The following is a 17,547-nucleotide window of genomic DNA, read 5'->3' as shown; positions in this document are numbered from 1 at the left end:
TGTTATAAGAGACATCATGCGTTACCGATCCACTCGCGGCACGGCCGAAGCCAGTGCCCCTAACTTCTCCGATATTCTCCTCAGTGGCCTTGCCAATGATGGAGGGCTCTATCTTCCCACGCACTGGCCGCATGTCTCCCGCGACACGCTGACCGCTTGGCGCTCACTGCCATATCCCGACCTCGCCGCTGAGGTTATTGGGCTCTTTACAGAAGGCAGTATTGATCGCGAAACGCTGCGCGAGATGTGCCGCGATGTGTATGGCCGCTTTGATCATACCGCCATTGCCCCCCTCGTGGAGGTTGAAGAAGGGCTGTTTTCCCTTGAGCTCTTCCATGGCCCAACGCTTGCGTTCAAAGATATGGCTATGCAGATGCTCGGTCGTTTGTTTGAGCATGTCCTGAAAGAACGCGACCGGCATGTAACGATTGTCGGTGCAACATCAGGCGACACGGGCTCTGCGGCGATTGAAGCATTTCGTGGGCGTGAGCGTGTATCCATCGTCATTTTGCACCCTCACGGCCGCACCTCTGACGTGCAGCGCCGGCAAATGACGACAGTGCATGACAAAAACGTGCTCAATATCGCCGTTGATGGGGACTTTGACACCTGTCAGGACATGGTAAAAGCCATGTTCGCCGATGAAACATTCCGTCAGGAATGTTCACTCTCTGCGGTGAACTCCATCAATTGGGCCCGTATTGCGGCGCAAATCCCCTATTATATCCGCGCAGCTCTTGCCCTTGGCGGGCCAGATCGCCCCGTTTCTTTTGCTGTGCCAACAGGGAACTTCGGCAATATCCTCGCCGCTTGGGCTGCAGGACAAATGGGCCTCCCGATCGAGAAGCTCTATGTTGGGTCGAACCGCAACGATATTCTCACGCGCTTCTTGCTCAATAATGATATGCGTGTGCGCTCTGTGGAACCAAGCCTGTCGCCGTCTATGGATATTCAGGTCTCCTCCAACTTCGAGCGTCTCCTCTTTGAGATGCTAGGCCGCGACCCCAACCGTTGCCGTGCTATCATGGAAGAATTCCGCCAGACGGGCTTTATGGCTGTCCCGCACGATGCGTGGGAAAATATTGGCCATGTCTTCCGTGGGCACGCTTTAGATGACGCCAAAACATCAGACGCTATGCGCCGCTTCCACAAAGAGAGCCATTATTTGGCTGATCCCCACAGCGCCATTGGCCTCGCCACCGGCTCTTATTACAAAGAAGCGGGTATTCCGATGGTCGCAGCGGCAACAGCCCACCCAGCAAAATTCCCCGATGCAGTGGAAGCTGCCACCGGTATTCACCCAGAACTGCCCCCACATTTGGCGGATCTGTTCGACCGTGAAGAACGGTATGACGTCCTCCCCAATGACCTTGCCCGTGTGAAAGAAGCCGTTCTGGCTCATCATCGCGCCCGCTAAACCGTCACTGAGTGACACATCAAGGCTCCCATGAGCGCGTTCTTGAAAGAATACGTCCATGGGAGCACCTTTTTCCCCATTCTTAGGAAACGCATAATTTATATGAGCGAAAAGATCGAACGTACGACTCTCGATAATGGCCTCACGATCGTCACTGAACGGATGGAGCATCTCGAGACCGTTTCTTTTGGTGCCTATGTCGCTACAGGAAGTCGTTTTGAAGACGCCTCCCATAATGGGGCCGCCCATTTCCTTGAACATATGGCTTTTAAGGGCACCAAACGCCGCTCTGCCGCTCAAATCGCAGAAGAAATTGAGAATGTCGGCGGTTATATTAACGCTTATACAGCCCGTGAAAGTACTGCCTATTACGTCAAGCTCCTTAAGCAGGATTTATCACTCGGCATTGATCTTATCGGTGACATCCTCACCCATAGCACGTTCCTTCCCGAAGAAGTCGAGCGTGAACGGGGCGTGATTTTACAAGAAATCGGCCAAGCAAACGATACACCTGACGATATTGTTTTTGACCATTTCCAAGAAACAGCCTTCCCCAACCAATCCATCGGCCGCCCTATTTTAGGCAGTGAAGAGCTTGTCTCTTCCATGACGCGTGAAACGCTGATGGAATATATGCACACCCATTACAGCACTAAGAACACCATCGTCGCTGCGGCAGGTAATCTCCGCCATGACGATGTCGTCAAACAAGTGCATGAGCATTTTGCAGACCTCCCCACCCATACGCCACCAACGGCAGACAAGGCCCATTATCACGGGGGGATCCACCAAACTCCACGCAAGCTTGACCAAGTGCATCTGCTGCTCGGCTTCCCGGCCCCGGGCTATCGTGACCGTAACGCTTATTGCACCATGATCCTTTCCACCATCCTTGGTGGCGGCATGTCATCACGTCTTTTCCAAGAAATTCGTGAACGGCGTGGGCTGGTCTATAGCGTCTATTCCTTCGCCAGTCCCTTCTCCGATAACGGTCTTTTTGGGCTTTATGCAGGCACGAGCCCTCAAAAAACCGATGAACTCATTCCCGCTATGCTCAACGAACTGACAGGGCTGCAAAAGGGTCTGCGAGAGGGCGAGCTTGAGCGGGCACGCACGCAGCTTAAAGCCTCGCTGCTAATGTCTCTTGAAAGCACAGGAAGCCGCTGCTCCCAGCTCGCCCGTCAGTTGCAAATTCACGGCCGCCTCATCTCCACCGAAGAGATGATCGCTAAAATTGACGCCGTCACCGAATCTGACGTGCTCGCGATGGCACGCACGCTCTTTGCCGGGGCTCCAACAGTCACCACAATGGGGCCTGCAGAAAACATCCCCTCACCTCAGCACATTCATGACATATTGGCCGCAGCATGAACGATTTTTCCTCTCTCCTGCAGCAAGCCTTACAGGCCGCCAAACGCAACGGGGCCGACCATGCCGATGTGGTTGCCACACGCAGCCATAGCCAGTCTGCTATGGTGCGCCAAGGCAAAGCAGAAGGCATTAAGCATGCTGACAATATCAGCCTAGGTTTACGTGTCTTTCGAGGGCAGCGCATCGCAACCGTATCAGGGAATGACGTATCGTCTAACGCGCTTGACCAATTGGCTGAACGCGCCTGCGCAATGGCTAAAATAGTGCCCCCTTCGCCCTATGATGGGTTAGCTGACCACCCCCTAGAGGCTCCAGACCAAGCGCTCATACGCTCGCTTGATATGTTTGATGACAGCCCAGCACCAGACACAGCCCGTCTCCTCGACAAAGCTCTAGAGATGGAACGAGCTGCGCTATCCCATAAAGGCATTACCAATAGCAGCGGGGCTTCCGCGAGCGCTGGTCGCACTGACATCGCCTTAGCTACAAGCGGCGGGTTTTACGGAGCCTACCAGCGCAGTCAGTTCGGTTTAGGGGTAAGTGTTCTGGCTGGTGAGGGCGATAAGATGGAACGTGATTACGCGTTTCACAGCACCCTCCATCAAACAGACCTCCGCACACCAGAGGCCCTTGGCCATGAGGCAGCAGAGCGCGCCCTCGCACGACTCAACCCAGGACGCCCCAAGACAGGCCATTATCCGGTGATTTTTGACCGTCGCATTTCTTCTTCATTGCTCGGTCATCTCGCCTCCGCCATCAATGGAGCAGCTATTGCACGGGGCAGCTCTTTCCTCAAAGACAAAATGGGCCAGAGTATTTTTGCAGATGGCATTACCATCACCGATGACCCGACCCTTGCCCGCCAAGCTGGTTCTCGCCCTTTTGATGGCGAAGGCTGTGCAACTAGTCGATTAAATATCGTGGAAAATGGCGTCCTCAACCATTGGCTCCTCGATAGTCGCTGTGCCCGGCAGCTCTCTCTCACCCCCAACGGGAGAGCCGTTCGTTCACTCGATGGATCGGTTCATCCAAGTAGCAGTAACCTCTTCCTCCAGACCGGCAGCGTTAGCGTTGAAGAACTTTGTCAGGACATCAAAGAAGGGGTGCTTATTACAGAATTAATGGGTAATGCTATCAATATGCTCACAGGGGATTACAGCCGCGGTGCTTCTGGGTTTATGATCCGCAATGGTCATAAAGCGGAAGCTGTGTCTGGTCTTACCATTGCTGGCAACCTACATGAGATGTTCACTCATCTTCGCCCCGCTGATGATCTTCAGTTTGACCAAGCCGTTAACGCACCAAGTATTCGACTCGATTCGATGACGATAGCAGGAGAGTAACCGAATTATGCGTCTCCGTTTTTTCTCTCTCTTTATGGCCCTTATGTGCCTGCCATTAGTCGCTTTTGCCCCACAGGCTGATGCGCGCGCAGGTAGTGGCCGTTCAATGGGAAGCCGCGGTTCTCACACATGGAGTGACGCACCGCGCACCTCCTTGACACCTAACTGGTCCCGCCCAATGGAGCGCAGCGTCACACCTCAAGCGCCGCCTTCCTCTATGGGCCGCGGCGGTATGGGGATGGGTGCTGGAATGGGTGCTTCTTCCTTCGGGAACCGCGCTATGGGCCAGGCACGCCCACCCTTTACAGCACGCCATCCGTTCCTCAGCGGTCTTGCTGGTGGTTTTATCGGAGCAGGGCTTTTCGGCATGCTGAGTGGCCACGGGTTCTTTAGCGGCTTCTCAGGTGGTGGAGGCTCTTTCTTTGGCTTCCTGTTCCAGGTTCTTATCATTGCCGGAATTATCAGCTTGCTCATCCGTTTGTGGAAAAAGCCGAGCCTTCCGAACACGGCAGGTCAGTCCGACAACTCCTCGTTTGGTGGCACTAGCACGAATGCTTTTGGCCCGTCTTCTCAGCCCAACAGCACCCCTGTTTCGCTCTCTCAAGAGGATTATACCGCGTTTCAGAATCTGCTCGTGAATGTGCAAGAAGCGTGGAGCAATCAAGACATTGCTGCGCTCCAACGTCTGGCAACACCTGAGATGGTCAGCTATTTCAACGAGCAGCTATCAAACCTCACCAGCCGCGGGGCTCGTAATGTTGTCTCTCAGGTTCAATTTCTCCGCGGAGATCTATCAGAATCTTGGCGTGAGAATGACATGACCTACGCCACAGTGGCACTGCGTTATTCGCTGATTGATGTCACGACAGACTCCATGGGCAATGTCATTGATGGCAGCCGCACAGAACCGCAAACAGTTACAGAACTCTGGACTTTTGCCCGCGCAGAAGGACGTGGAAACTGGATCCTCTCCGCTATCCAGCAAGCGGGATAAAAAGAGGCTCTTTTACACGATTCTATAAAGGAAACCCCCTAGGATTTATCCTCAGGGGGTTTCCTTTATAGTGCCCGCCTGACGTTACAGGCGATACAAAGCGATAATAAAAATCGATAAAGAAAGACAGAGCAGGCTCGTTACGATACCGCATAACCGGCTGCGCCGGCGCCGAGGGAAGAGATGGTCTGTCATGCCAAAAGAACCCTATCAATTAGAAGCCCACAGAAAAGGAGAAAAAGATACGCTAACGAATAACGAAAGGCCAAACGTGCTGGCTTGTCAGCTGTTTGACTAAATCCTTTTTCATCCTGACGGTCTCGTAACACCTTAACGGTAAAATAGAGAAAGCCAACATCTAATATGACTGCACTAGCCGTATAGAACCATCCGCACTGCCCTACAAAGCTAGGAACCAATGAGACAGCGGTTAGAATTATCGTATAAAAAACAATCTGTTGGCGTGTATATCGCGGCCCTTTAATGACCGGCAACATCGGAATTCCCGCTTTTTTATAATCTTTGCAGGCATATAAAGCGAGCGACCAAAAATGCGGCGGCGTCCACAAAAAGACAATTGCGAACATCGTAACGGGCAAGACGTCCAAAGAATCCATCGTCGCTGCCCAGCCAATCATAGGCGGGAAAGCCCCCGCAGCCCCACCAATGACGATATTTTGCGGCGTGTTCCTCTTCAACCACATCGTATACACAACGCCATAAAAGAAGATGGAAAAAGCAAGGATGCCCGCTGCTAAGGCATTTGTTGCAAGCCATAGCACAATGACGGAAATGACGGATAAAATGATAGCATAGATCAAAGCAGAGCTTGCCTGTACGCGTCCATCAGGCACAGGACGCACGCTGGTGCGTTTCATAATGGCGTCAATATCGCGGTCATACCACATATTGATCGCCCCAGCGGCCCCTGCACCAACGCAGATACAGCTGATCACGATCAACCCAATCGGAATGGATGGCCAGCGAGGGGCCACAGCCATACCGGCAAGCCCCGTAAAAACAACCAGTGAAATCACACGGGGCTTCAAAAGAAGAAGCCATTCTCTTAGGGCTGCGTCGCCATCACGCCCTTCTAGAGAAAATAACTCCCTAATTGGGGAGAGGGCACGAAAAGACAAGCGATGAGCCACCTTGTTATCCTCTTTTTACCACCACGCTAGAGGCAGCGCGCATATAATTTTGCAAGACACGCTTCCAGGCCGCCATGCCTAGATAGAAATACCCAACGAGACTCGCTGTCATTAAAGCAACAGCGAGCTCTTCCCATTGTGGAACAAGGGTGCAAAGAGCTCCAGCAAAGGTGAGCAGCGCATGAACGCTTCCAGCGCCTTCATACCATAAAGAGCCTACAGCCCGATCGCGCGCAAACCACGCATAAAAGGCCCCACTTAAAGCCAATAATGCACCAAAAACCGCCGCTTGATGACCAAACTCTTCACCCATCCCATGGCCCGCCATAAGCTCAGGGAAGAGAGCAACGCCCCAACCAACAGCGAGCAACGCCACAGCCCCCAAAGACCATAACACTGACGCCCTGTAACGAAGAGAATGAGACCAACTGTCGCGGCAAAGAGCGAATAGAATGCTCCCCCCTGGTACAACCTGCCCCACGATAAGTGCCAATGTTTCGTAATAACCTGGGACGCCCCCAAAGAGCGCATCAGCCCATAAAAGCGGCCCCACCAACCCCATGACAATAAACGCATAAGGAGCCACACGATGGGTAAGGCCGTGGCGAGATGCTGCTCCCCCAAAGAGGGTTTGCGCCACAATCCCTAGGGCTGGAATAAGCATCATGCTCATTTCTGGCACACGCAGCTTTTCCACAACCGTAATCGGGGCCACCCCCTTAACCAAGAGAGCCAATAAAACAGGTACGACGACAATAAGAGCCATAGACAGTGCAAGCAGAGACCAAGCAAGCGGTGCCAACTCACGGAAGCGTACCTGCCGACCTTCCAGCACCGTGGCGATGACATCCATAGCAACGCCCCCTATCCCCAGCGCCCATAGAGCCAAGCCAATGGCCGGAGAGACAGGAAGAGACAGAACACCACATGCTAAGAGTCCCCAGCCGATTACGGAAGCTGTCGGCAGCATCATGCGGTCTCCCCCAAGAAGCTTGGGCAAGGAGCAACAGGCGACGCCCCCCAAAACGGCAGGGCACATCACAAAAAATGTCATGAGAACAGCGTGCGCAACGACCATCCCTTCCGTCGGGGATGTGCGAAATACAGGCAGAGCAAGTGCACCACCTAAAATGCCTGAGAAAAGAGCCAATAATAAAAAACTTCCCCCTAAGACGGCTGTTTTAGAGGGGAAAATTGAAGAATTAGATTGGTCTACAGTCACGGCTTATGTCAGCTTTTGTTAAAATTCCGGGCCGAACGGTTGCCGGGCAGCCCCATACGCCCATCAGTCACGCTGACTCTGCCTCTAGCACGGCAGAGAGGTCAAAGCAGCGCACTATCACAACGAATAAAGCTGCGCTCTCTTATGTATCCTTGTTTTGCGGCAATGTCACGAGAGTAAACAAGCCAAGCGGCGGAACAGGTCTGATCGTCGCTCTTTGCATATCTTCTGGCGGAAGAAGTGTCTCAATCGCAAAGTCTGGATGCCACCCCAACGAGCGCGACGCACTCGCCATAGCGCGCTCAACTTTAAGGCGCAGGCCATCTTGAGCAAGAAAATGATTTACAAATAAAATATGCCCACCAGGACGGACAACACGTTTCAACTCTTTAAGCAACGCGTCAGGATGTGGCACGACAGAGGCAACAAACATCGCCACGGCAATATCAAAACTGTTATCTTCAAAGATAGTTGCTTCAGCATCCATCTCAGCAAGATCATCCACATTGCTCAAATGCTCACGGACGACTCGCTGACGTGCTCTCTCAAGCATATCCTCGGACAGGTCGATCCCTGTAATGCGCTTGTTTTTGTTATAAAGGGGTAAAGCAAGCCCCGTGCCAACACCAACCTCGAGAACTTTTTCACCAGGGAGAGCATTGACCGCTGTGACCGCTTGCCGGCGCCCAAAGGCTGACACTCCACCAAAAACGGAGTCATAAAAACGGGCCCATCGACGATACGCTAAACGGACGCTATCCGCGTCCAAAGCGGAACGGGGCTGGAAGGAAGACTTCATGGAACTACTGCAACCTCACTTTAACCGCCCCACCCAAAGGGAGCGCTTCCTGTGTTGGTGTTGAACCATGCTTCCTATACTCTCTTCAAGGGGCATATCTGGCAAAAGAGCAACAGCTATCAAAAAAAACATTTCTGACTATACTCATCAACCCAACGTCGCATAGGAGAAACACTCCATCATGCAGTATCTCAACATCGCTTTCGCGCTCCTTGCTGTTCTAGCATGGGGAGGCTTATTTTTCGTTTACTATCGGGAGCGCATTATTCCTTGGTTCGTTAATCGCTTTACGCGTGACAAGCCACCCAAGGCCAGTGAGGAAAATAGTCTTTTCGGCGGGGCCGCTCCCCTACCCTTTAAATATGAAACTGAAGAGCAAGCCAAAGAAAAGCGTGAAAAAGAAATCGCCCTTATCGAAGCTGCCCTTCAAGCTGAGAAGGAAGCAGCTATGAAAGAGGACGAAGAAGAAGCACCCCCCTCTTCTGCTGCACAGTCGAAGGAAGACAAGCCCTCTTCCCAAAAGACCTCTTCATAAGCAGTTGGCCAGCTTCTTTTCTCCCCGCGGCATTCCATTGCCTCGGGAGACGCTGGCCATGGCTCTTTTAGAGGTCGGTAACATTAGGCAAATGGTCGGCTTCTGCCCTCCTTCGCTTAAGAGGGCAGTCAGACGGCCAGAAATCTACGATCGCACATGAAGGATATATGAGCTTGCCAGACGGCTTGTTAAAGGCAGGAGATACCTTGAAGCAGGCTTTCTCTTCCCAATAAAAATTGCTCTCTCCATACACGCATAACAACTCTTCTACGCGCTGCGTGGTAATGAAGATGCTCTGGCCTGTTCCTGAGCTAAATTTTTACGAAAACAACCCTCATAACGTTTCTACTAAACTTAAACAGCGAGACGCTTTTCGATCGCTTCCCAGATCAAACCTGCACTATTGATCTGATCAAACCGATCCAGCTCTTGCAGGCCAGTTGGAGACGTCACGTTGATCTCTGTTAGCCAGTCACCGATCACGTCAATTCCGGTAAAGATCAGACCATGCTCTTTGAGGTAAGGCCCAATGGAAGCGCATATTTCCTGATCGCGCGGAGTTAAACGAACGCTTTCGGCTCGCCCTCCTACATGCATATTAGAGCGTGTATCTCCCTGAGCAGGCACACGGTTAATCGCCCCGATCGGTTCACCATCGACGAGGATGATACGTTTATCACCCAGTCTGACAGCTGGTTCATAACGCTGCACCATCAAAGGCTCACGCGAGCGCGAAAAATGCATTTCCAGCAAAGACGTGAAGTTCTCATCATCAGGTTTCACGCGGAAAATACCCGCACCGCCGTTCCCGTAAAGCGGTTTGAGAATAATATCTTGGTGCTTCTGCCGAAACTCGGCAATCATCTTTATATCCCATGTCACCAAAGTAGGCGGCATGAGGTGAGGAAAGTGCGTCACCAACAGCTTTTCAGGCGCATTCCGCACAGAAACAGGGTTATTGACCACAAGAGCCTTACCCTCTCCCACACCGTGAATATGCTCCAACAAATGGGTCGCGGTAATATAGCCCATATCAAAGGGTGGATCCTGACGCATCAAGATGACATCCATTGCACCAAGATCAAGTCGTTCCTCTAGGCCAAAAACCGCATGCTCTCCCTTCTTACGCTGGACATTCACCGGACGCACACGTGCTTGTAAGCGGCCAGAGGTTCCCTCCCCTTCCACAAGAGCGAGTGACGTTGGGTGATATACATACAGCGTATGCCCCCGGCGCTGTGCCTCCAACATCATGGCAAAGGTTGAATCGCCATCAATATTGACTTCCTCAAGTGGATCCATCTGCACCGCAACACGGCGTGGGGATGAGAGCGTCATTTCAGTACAGGCTCCTGTTCATCAGGGAGATTGAGGGTAAGAAATCGAAAGAACTTCAATGATCATAGGGCCGGAGGGCGTATGAAGAGTAACTTCATCTTCCACGCGTGCGCGCATCAAAGCCCGCGCTACCGGAGAGATAAGGCTCACCTCACCACGAGCAAGATCAGCTTCATCCGCACCAAGAATGGTTACCTTATACTCACGATCGTCCTCATCGGCATAACAGACGGTTGCACCAAAGAAGACACGATCACGATTCTTCTGAGCAGCCGGATCAACGATAACAGCTTGATCTAACCGACGCGTTAAAAAGCGCATACGACGGTCAATCTCTCGGAGGCGCCGCTTTCCATACTGATAATCAGCATTCTCAGAACGATCACCATTACTGGCCGCCCAGGAGACAACCTCCACCACTTTCGGTCGTTCTTCTTGGGCTAACTCGCGCAATTCCCGACGCATCAATGCGGCCCCATAGGGCGACAAATAGCGATTAAGTGCAATTTTCTCCGTTACCATAAGCGCTTCACGTCTCCTGATTATGCGTTTGAAGGAAGGACGGTGAAACGAATATTGCCCCCAAGGCGCTGGCCCGGTTTGAGCACATGCACACCGCGATCTGCAATATCAGGACGATTTAAGGCATCTGTCATGCTGGTCACAGGCTCTATCGCAACGAAAGAACCATTCTCGCGGGTAAAAACGGTTAGATGATCAAAAATAGCGTCTGCTTCAACACGAATGCCCCCCACTGGCCCCGCCTGTCGCAGCTCTGCTGCCCCGCCAAAGCCGGTAAAGCCATTATCTAACCCACGCTCATAGATTGGCTTAGGCGTTTGAAACGACCATTCCCCGTCACAAGGCTGCGCCTCAACAGGCAGGCCCTGCCCGTCCGTTATCCACACATCGCGCGCATCAAAAGAGAGCGAAGCCTCTTGCCCCGATGCTAAGAAAGGATGGAAACCGAAACCCACAGGCTGCTCAACCGTATCACGGTTTTCAACCACCAGCGCGACTTCCAACATCTCCCCTCGTAGGGCGTAAGACAGCACAGCACGATAGGCGAACGGCCAATGTAGGTCATTCACCCCATCACCGTTTTGAGGCTGATGGTCAAAAGCCAAGATTGCATGACTGTCGCTTTTATGAAGAACCGTCCACTCATTTTCCCACGCATTACCATGAATCGGGTGCGGGCATCCCTCCATATTCGGTGACATATGATACTCATGCCCCGCAAAGGAGAACTGGCCATGGGCCACACGATTGACATAGGGCACAAGAGGGTATGCCCCGACCGCCACGCCACGCTGTGCCGTAAGCTCTGCTGTCTGCACAGGGAGGAAGACATCATGCCCATCTACCTGCCACTGCCCAATCGCTCCCCCTGTCTCCGGAAGAAGTGTGAGGCGGTGCCGTCCTTTTGTCAGTTCAAGCATGGTTTAATCCTTCTTTTTCCGGGGACGTTTACGAAGCGATGAGGAGGATGTCGCCCCCTTCTCCGATGTCTGGCGTGTTGGCACAAGCCCTATTTCTTCCGCTTCTCGGCGTCTAATTTCATCACGCAATGTCGCTGCCTTTTCAAAGTCCAGCTCCGCTGCTGCTTCACGCATCTGCTTACGCAGCGCCTCAATGGGGAGTTGCGGATCCACCTTGGAAGAGGCTGCTTCCTTACCTGTAATTTCCTCTTGAATAAACAGCGTATCGTTAATCCGGCTTTTCACTGTCTGTGGCGTAATACCGTGCGCTTCATTCCACGCGATTTGTTTTTCACGCCGGCGGGCTGTTTCATCAATAGCGTAACGCAAGCTGTCGGTCATTTTATCTGCATAGAGCAGCACGCGCCCCTCCACATTACGCGCCGCACGCCCAATGGTTTGGATCAGCGATGTCCGTGACCGTAGAAAGCCTTCTTTATCCGCATCCAAGATGGCAACGAGAGAACATTCTGGAATGTCCAGCCCCTCTCGCAATAGGTTAATCCCCACCAACACATCAAAAGTCCCGAGGCGTAGATCACGGATAATCTCGATCCGCTCCAACGTATCCACGTCAGAATGCAGATAGCGGACGCGTATATCATGCTCTGAGAGATATTCCGTCAGGTCTTCAGCCATCCGCTTGGTCAGCGTCGTGACGAGGACACGACCGCCTTCTTTGATCGTCTCCCGCGCTTCATGCAGCAAGTCATCCACCTGCCCCTCAACAGGGCGTACAATCGTGACGGGATCAATCAAGCCAGTTGGGCGAATAATCTGCTCAGCAAACACGCCCTCTGTCTGTTCCATCTCCCATTTGCCCGGTGTGGCTGAGACAAACAAGCTTTGCGGACGGAAGCGCTCCCATTCTGCAAAGGAAAGAGGGCGGTTATCAACGCAGGACGGCAACCGGAAACCAAACTCCGAGAGCGTTTCCTTACGCGCTCTATCGCCCCGTTCCATCCCACCAATTTGCGGCACACCAACATGGCTTTCATCCACGATCAGCATCGCATCTTCAGGGAGATACTCAAACAAGGTTGGTGGAGGATCACCGGGTCGGCGCCCCGTCAGGTAGCGTGAATAGTTCTCAATCCCTTTACACGCCCCCGTTGTTTCCATCATTTCAAGGTCAAAGTCAGTTCGCTGCTTAATCCGCTCGGCTTCTAGCGGTTTATCTTGCGCTTTAAAGTCAGCCAATCGCTTCTCTAAATCTGTCGCAATAAGCCCCATGGCTTGGTTAAGCGTTGGACGCGGTGTGACATAATGGGAGTTCGCGTAAACTTTCACCGTCCCGAGATCAGACGTTTTATGACCTGTTAACGGGTCAAATTCGATCACTTCCTCAATCTCATCCCCAAAAAGACTGATCCGCCACGCGCGGTCTTCATTCTGCACAGGGAAAATATCAATCTGCTCCCCCCGCACACGAAATGTGCCGCGCTCAAACGCCATATCATTGCGCTGATATTGCAGCTCTACCAAAGAGCGGATGAGGTCATCACGATCAAGCGTGCCGCCTTCCTCAATCTGCACCATCATACGGGCGTAAGATTCAGGCGCTCCGATACCGTAAATACACGAGACAGACGCCACGATAATAACATCGTCGCGCTCTAAAAGCGCCTGCGTTGCTGCATGGCGCATACGGTCAATATGTTCGTTCCGCTGGCTGTCTTTTTCAATGAAGGTATCAGAGCGCGGAACATACGCTTCCGGCTGGTAATAATCATAGTAGGAAACAAAGTATTCCACCGCATTATCGGGGAAAAACTGTTTCATTTCACTATAAAGTTGAGCAGCCAGCGTTTTATTGGGCGCCATAATCAAGGTTGGCCGCTGCACGGCTTCAATCACCTTGGCCATCGTAAAGGTCTTGCCCGACCCCGTGACCCCTAAAAGCACCTGGTTCCGCTCGCCTTCTTTAAACCCGGTAGCAAGTTGCTCAATGGCCTTAGGCTGATCGCCTGACGGTTCATAGTCAGAACTCACCTTAAAGCGGTGCAATTTCGGCCGAACAGGCTGACGCACCGGCATAAAGGGAGACATAACAGGCTGAGCTGATGTGGTCGTTTCTTTAGAAGAATGTGATGCCATAGCCCCAAGATGGGAAGATTTCGTCTTTCCCGCAAGATAAAAGCATTTTTTCAAAGCCTTCTCTTAAGAAAAACCTGCTATAAGGACAGAAACCTTATGACATTCTGAGAAAGAAGCCTCTCTTATGGACATCGAGAAAATCGGCGAGACTTATACCAACTTCCGCAACACGGCTGAGGAAGCCTTCAAGCTGCTTGATGGCGTCATTGGCCATATGCAAAACGCCGCTGATAATGGTGACAGCCAAGCTGGGGAATGGGTCGGACAGCTCAAAAAAGTCGCCTCCACCTTCCAAGATGGCCAAGGCAGTGCGGACTCCTTGCTTCAGCAATTCCACGGTGTGCTCAGCCTGCTTGGCCAAAAGAACGAAGCAGAAAATAAAGAAGGCGGAGAAAATAGCGGTACCTCTGATATGATCTCCAGCCTTCTAAACTCTGATCTCGGCAAATCCCTCGAATCGGGTGCTATGCAAAATATTGGCAGCACCCTCCTCGGTAAGCTGTTTAAATAAGCTTAGATCATAGACCGTGCTGGTGTTACGCCCGCACGGTCGAGTGCCTCCTTCTGACGTTCAGCTAGAGCATCCACGCTGAAATCCTCAATCAGCTCTTGGAACAGCTCATGCCAATTCAGGCGCGCGCCAAGACGTAAGAAGGCACTGCCTAAACCAATCGCAGAACGATCCATCATTACAAACTCACGCGGCAACGTAACGCCGCCTGTGCGCTTAAGCCCCTCATATACACGTTCCAGCACTTCCCGGGCTTCGGCTGGGTCATTGCTTTCCTGCATGGTGCAAACACGGTCTGTCATAAGAGGACGGTAGAAGAAACGCGCCCATTCATTGAGCACAGACGCCGTCTCACGAGAGAGATCGCGAAAGCCCCAATCATGATAGGCTTGGTACGCGCCCTCCTCATCATCACGACGCAGAGCTTCAAATAAGGACACAACCCCTCCTACAAACCGAGGGGAAAACACACGTACCGCACCAAAATCCAGAAGATTTAACCCACCATCCTTACGGATCGTGAAATTCCCCATATGCGGGTCACCATGTATAACCCCATAGCGATAAACGGGACGATACCATGCTTGGAAAAGCGCCTTCGCAATCGCGTTACGCTCTTCTTGAGACAATTCTTCAGCCAGCACAGCCTTCATGGAACGCCCAGGCGTCCATTGCATCGTCAACAACCGTTCTGTTGTCAGCCCAGCCATTGGCTCTGGCACATGCACGCTCGGCGTATCGGCCAAAATTGCCCGGTAGAGGCGTAAATGGCTGGCCTCGCGCGTATAATCCAGCTCCTCACGCATCCGCTCTGCCAACTCAGCATAAACCTCATCTTGACGGATCGCGGAGCTAAAAAGGCCATACACGCCAAGGCCACGCTTCAGCTGGCGGAGGTCGCTGTCCATCGCTCCGGCCATGCCCGGATATTGCAGTTTACAAGCAACCTCACGGCCATCAGCCAGCTCGGCACGATGCACCTGCCCCAAAGAGGCTGCCGCAACAGCGTCATGGCTGAAAGAACGAAAATATTTCTGCCAGTCAGCCCCCAACTCCGTCTTCATGCGCCGCTGAACAAAGCTCCAGCCCATAGGAGGCGCATTGGCCTGCAAATGAGCCAGCTCTTCCGCATACTCATCAGGCAACGCACCGGGAATGGTAGAGAGCAGCTGAGCCCCCTTCATCAAGGGGCCTCGCAGATTACCCAGCACGGCACGCAACCCTTCTGCATGCTGGCTATGGTCAGAACGCAAGCCCAGCCTATGGCCGGCCATTCGCGCCGCCACCCCCCCAACAGCGCCGGATGTGCGAAACATACGCTGCATACTGTCCACAAAGCCCGTCTTATCGAGGTCGCTTTCGCGTGCCATGACCGTTTACCTTCCTCTCTTAGACGCTTTCAGATTCAAGCTGGTCAATCAGCCCGCTAATGACATCCAACCCACGATTCCAAAAAGCTGGATCACTGGCATTCAGTCCAAATGGAGCCAACAAATCCTGATGACGGAGCGTGCCACCCGCTTCAAGCATGGTTTTATACTTCTCAGCGAACCCTTCAGGCTGGTCGCGATACACGCCATACAGCGCGTTCACGAGGCAATCCCCAAAGGCATACGCATATACGTAGAACGGTACATGGATGAAATGCGGGATATACGACCAATAAAGGTCATAATCGGGGGTGAAGTTAAAGGCAGAGCCAAGGCTCCGCTCCTGCACCTCACGCCAAATCGTGCCGATCCGCTCGGCAGACACTTCGCCGCGGCGGCGCTCATCATGAAGGCGCACTTCAAACTGATAAAACGCAATCTGACGCACAACCGTATTGAGCATATCTTCCACCTTTGAGGCGAGAAGATGACGCTTACGCTGCGGTGATGGTTCGGCATCCACCAAAGACTGGAAAGTGAGCATCTCTCCAAAAACAGACGCCGTCTCGGCCAATGTCAGCGGTGTGGAGGAACGGAGATAGCCCTGCTTTTGTCCCGCAAGAAGCTGATGAATGCCGTGCCCCATCTCATGAGCCAGAGTCATCACATCGCGCGCTTTGCCCTGATAGTTCATCAGAATATAGGGATGAACCGACGGGACGACAGGATGGGCAAAGGCCCCCGAGGATTTCCCCGGCACGGCGGCCGCATCAATCCATGGATGGGTCAGGAACGTCTCTGCATGGCGCCCCATCTCCGGGTCAAACCCTGCGTAAGCCTTCTGCACAAGGGCCTTGCCCTCTTCCCAACTCAAACGCTTATCGTCCACGTCCGGTAATGGGGCATTACGATCCCAATGTTCGAGCTTGTCGAGGCCCAGCCATTTTGCTTTTAAGCTGTAATAGCGATGAGATAAACGCGGAAAGGACTGGTCAACCGCACTGACCAGCGCATCCACCACCTCATCTTCCACCATATTCGCCCGGTTACGGCTGCTGACAGGGCGTGGATAACCACGGAGCGCATCTGACGTGGCCTTATCTTTAGCCAATGTATTGGTGATGCTCACCAACAGATGCTGCTTTTCGGCCAGTGCCCGGCTAATCGCTTTTGCTGCGGCTTCACGCTTGGCACGATCTTTATCGGTCAGCTGTGTAAAGACCTCATTAATCGGGAGATCTTTCCCGTCAAGCGAGGCGGTCAGCCCAGCCATTGTTTCATCAAAGAGACGCACCCACGCATCACGTCCAGAGACAGATGTCTCCATCAACACACGCTCAACCTCATCGGAGAGCTGATACGGGCGGAACACACGTAAATCACGCAAATAAGGCTGCCAAGGCGCAAGGGCTGGGTCTTTAAGCGCTGTCGCGACAGCCTCATCGCTTAGCCGATTTAGCTCTAAGGAAAAGAACAGCAAATGCGTCGAAAGTGTCGTGATGCGCTCCCGCACCGCTTGGGCAAAGCGTCCACATTTTGGGTCTGTTGTATGAGCCGCAAATAACAGCTGAGCGTAGGAGCCAATCTTACCGAGGCCCTCCTCAATCTCCTCATACGCGCTGAGTGCTTGAGCAAGAGAGGCAGGCGATGCCTCTGAAAGCTGACCTTTCCAGCTCTTTTCAAAATCTTGTGCCGCCTTCTCCAGACGTGTGAAGTCCGCTTCTAAGGCTGGATCTTCAGGAGAGGCATAGAGGTCTGATAAGTCCCAACGCGGAGCAGACACCGCCCCTTCCTGGGCTGTGTCCGTCGGTTGATTGGGAGAAAATGAACGGGGAGAAGCAAATGGTACAGTCATCATCCCGTCAGACTAACCCGAACTGCGGATGGTGGGAACGCCCTTTCTTCACTGTTTTATGAG

At 52.7% G+C, this 17,547-nt stretch carries 15 protein-coding genes; 6 read left to right on the top strand and 9 right to left on the bottom strand.

Annotated elements, in window-relative coordinates; all coding sequences use genetic code 11:
• Positions 1-16 precede the first annotated feature (16 nt).
• The 4 genes from thrC to F457_RS0100745 all read left to right on the top strand — a co-directional run bounded on the left by thrC (position 17) and on the right by F457_RS0100745 (position 5,125).
• Positions 17-1,417, top strand: a complete 1,401-nt coding sequence (gene thrC / locus F457_RS0100760) for a threonine synthase (RefSeq protein ID WP_018979217.1) — start codon at positions 17-19, stop codon at positions 1,415-1,417.
• A gap of 102 nt (positions 1,418-1,519) precedes the next feature.
• Positions 1,520-2,788 (top strand): M16 family metallopeptidase, encoded by a 1,269-nt coding sequence (locus tag F457_RS0100755; protein ID WP_026294054.1) that lies wholly within the window; start codon positions 1,520-1,522, stop codon positions 2,786-2,788.
• Complete coding sequence (locus F457_RS0100750) at positions 2,785-4,131, top strand: TldD/PmbA family protein (protein ID WP_018979215.1); 1,347 nt, start codon at positions 2,785-2,787, stop codon at positions 4,129-4,131. The genes F457_RS0100755 and F457_RS0100750 overlap by 4 nt, the downstream gene beginning before the upstream one ends.
• Before the next feature lie 7 nt (positions 4,132-4,138).
• Complete coding sequence (locus F457_RS0100745) at positions 4,139-5,125, top strand: Tim44 domain-containing protein (protein WP_018979214.1); 987 nt, start codon at positions 4,139-4,141, stop codon at positions 5,123-5,125.
• A gap of 191 nt (positions 5,126-5,316) precedes the next feature.
• On the opposite strand, the gene F457_RS0100740 is transcribed toward F457_RS0100745, so the two are convergent.
• The 3 genes from F457_RS0100740 to F457_RS0100730 form a co-directional block, all read right to left on the bottom strand.
• On the bottom strand, positions 5,317-6,240 hold the full coding sequence (locus F457_RS0100740) for a heme o synthase (protein ID WP_211209027.1): 924 nt from the start codon (positions 6,238-6,240) through the stop codon (positions 5,317-5,319).
• Between the two features lie 40 nt (positions 6,241-6,280).
• Positions 6,281-7,498, bottom strand: a complete 1,218-nt coding sequence (locus tag F457_RS11780) for a heme-copper oxidase family protein (protein ID WP_018979212.1) — start codon at positions 7,496-7,498, stop codon at positions 6,281-6,283.
• Between the two features lie 142 nt (positions 7,499-7,640).
• Positions 7,641-8,297, bottom strand: coding sequence for a class I SAM-dependent methyltransferase (locus F457_RS0100730; protein WP_018979211.1), 657 nt, complete (start codon positions 8,295-8,297; stop codon positions 7,641-7,643).
• Positions 8,298-8,478: 181 nt separating this feature from the next.
• Between F457_RS0100730 and F457_RS11775 the strand changes: the two genes are divergently transcribed.
• Positions 8,479-8,832 carry a hypothetical protein gene (locus F457_RS11775; RefSeq protein WP_018979210.1) on the top strand — a complete coding sequence of 118 codons (354 nt, stop codon included), beginning with the start codon at positions 8,479-8,481 and terminating at the stop codon, positions 8,830-8,832.
• 354 nt (positions 8,833-9,186) lie between these two features.
• Here F457_RS11775 and gshB read toward each other — a convergent pair whose 3' ends face one another.
• The 4 genes from gshB to uvrB are packed head-to-tail and all read right to left on the bottom strand — an operon-like array spanning position 9,187 to position 13,700.
• The gene (gene gshB / locus F457_RS0100720; protein ID WP_018979209.1) at positions 9,187-10,170 is read right to left on the bottom strand and encodes a glutathione synthase; all 984 of its coding nucleotides are present in this window, start codon (positions 10,168-10,170) and stop codon (positions 9,187-9,189) included.
• A gap of 21 nt (positions 10,171-10,191) precedes the next feature.
• Complete coding sequence (gene greB, locus F457_RS0100715; RefSeq protein ID WP_018979208.1) at positions 10,192-10,692, bottom strand: transcription elongation factor GreB; 501 nt, start codon at positions 10,690-10,692, stop codon at positions 10,192-10,194.
• A gap of 20 nt (positions 10,693-10,712) precedes the next feature.
• Entirely contained in the window at positions 10,713-11,612 is a 900-nt protein-coding gene (locus tag F457_RS0100710) for an aldose 1-epimerase (protein ID WP_018979207.1), read from the bottom strand.
• A 3-nt stretch (positions 11,613-11,615) separates the two neighbouring features.
• Positions 11,616-13,700, bottom strand: a complete 2,085-nt coding sequence (uvrB, locus tag F457_RS11770; RefSeq protein WP_245539084.1) for an excinuclease ABC subunit UvrB — start codon at positions 13,698-13,700, stop codon at positions 11,616-11,618.
• A gap of 172 nt (positions 13,701-13,872) precedes the next feature.
• On the opposite strand from uvrB, the gene F457_RS0100700 reads away from it, so the two are divergent.
• Positions 13,873-14,259, top strand: coding sequence for a hypothetical protein (locus F457_RS0100700; protein WP_018979205.1), 387 nt, complete (start codon positions 13,873-13,875; stop codon positions 14,257-14,259).
• A 2-nt stretch (positions 14,260-14,261) separates the two neighbouring features.
• Here the strand turns inward: F457_RS0100700 and F457_RS0100695 are convergent, their stop codons facing one another.
• Entirely contained in the window at positions 14,262-15,629 is a 1,368-nt protein-coding gene (locus F457_RS0100695) for an ABC1 kinase family protein (RefSeq protein WP_018979204.1), read from the bottom strand.
• Between the two features lie 19 nt (positions 15,630-15,648).
• The gene (locus F457_RS0100690; protein ID WP_018979203.1) at positions 15,649-17,484 is read right to left on the bottom strand and encodes a M3 family oligoendopeptidase; all 1,836 of its coding nucleotides are present in this window, start codon (positions 17,482-17,484) and stop codon (positions 15,649-15,651) included.
• Between the last annotated feature and the right edge of the window lie 63 nt (positions 17,485-17,547).

The organism is Saccharibacter floricola DSM 15669, assembly GCF_000378165.1.
Lineage (GTDB): Bacteria > Pseudomonadota > Alphaproteobacteria > Acetobacterales > Acetobacteraceae > Saccharibacter > Saccharibacter floricola.
This window is presented reverse-complemented; position numbering and strand designations above follow the sequence as displayed.

Excerpts from the sequence above, each read along its gene's own strand:
- thrC (WP_018979217.1), top strand. The coding sequence starts at position 17 with ATGCGTTACCGATCCACTCGCGGCACGGCCGAAGCCAGTGCCCCTAAC.
- F457_RS0100755 (WP_026294054.1), top strand. The coding sequence starts at position 1,520 with ATGAGCGAAAAGATCGAACGTACGACTCTCGATAATGGCCTCACGATC.
- F457_RS0100750 (WP_018979215.1), top strand. The coding sequence starts at position 2,785 with ATGAACGATTTTTCCTCTCTCCTGCAGCAAGCCTTACAGGCCGCCAAA.
- F457_RS0100745 (WP_018979214.1), top strand. The coding sequence starts at position 4,139 with ATGCGTCTCCGTTTTTTCTCTCTCTTTATGGCCCTTATGTGCCTGCCA.
- F457_RS0100730 (WP_018979211.1), bottom strand. The coding sequence starts at position 8,297 with ATGAAGTCTTCCTTCCAGCCCCGTTCCGCTTTGGACGCGGATAGCGTC.
- F457_RS11775 (WP_018979210.1), top strand. The coding sequence starts at position 8,479 with ATGCAGTATCTCAACATCGCTTTCGCGCTCCTTGCTGTTCTAGCATGG.
- gshB (WP_018979209.1), bottom strand. The coding sequence starts at position 10,170 with ATGACGCTCTCATCCCCACGCCGTGTTGCGGTGCAGATGGATCCACTT.
- greB (WP_018979208.1), bottom strand. The coding sequence starts at position 10,692 with ATGGTAACGGAGAAAATTGCACTTAATCGCTATTTGTCGCCCTATGGG.
- F457_RS0100710 (WP_018979207.1), bottom strand. The coding sequence starts at position 11,612 with ATGCTTGAACTGACAAAAGGACGGCACCGCCTCACACTTCTTCCGGAG.
- uvrB (WP_245539084.1), bottom strand. The coding sequence starts at position 13,700 with ATGTCTCCCTTTATGCCGGTGCGTCAGCCTGTTCGGCCGAAATTGCAC.
- F457_RS0100700 (WP_018979205.1), top strand. The coding sequence starts at position 13,873 with ATGGACATCGAGAAAATCGGCGAGACTTATACCAACTTCCGCAACACG.
- F457_RS0100695 (WP_018979204.1), bottom strand. The coding sequence starts at position 15,629 with ATGGCACGCGAAAGCGACCTCGATAAGACGGGCTTTGTGGACAGTATG.
- F457_RS0100690 (WP_018979203.1), bottom strand. The coding sequence starts at position 17,484 with ATGACTGTACCATTTGCTTCTCCCCGTTCATTTTCTCCCAATCAACCG.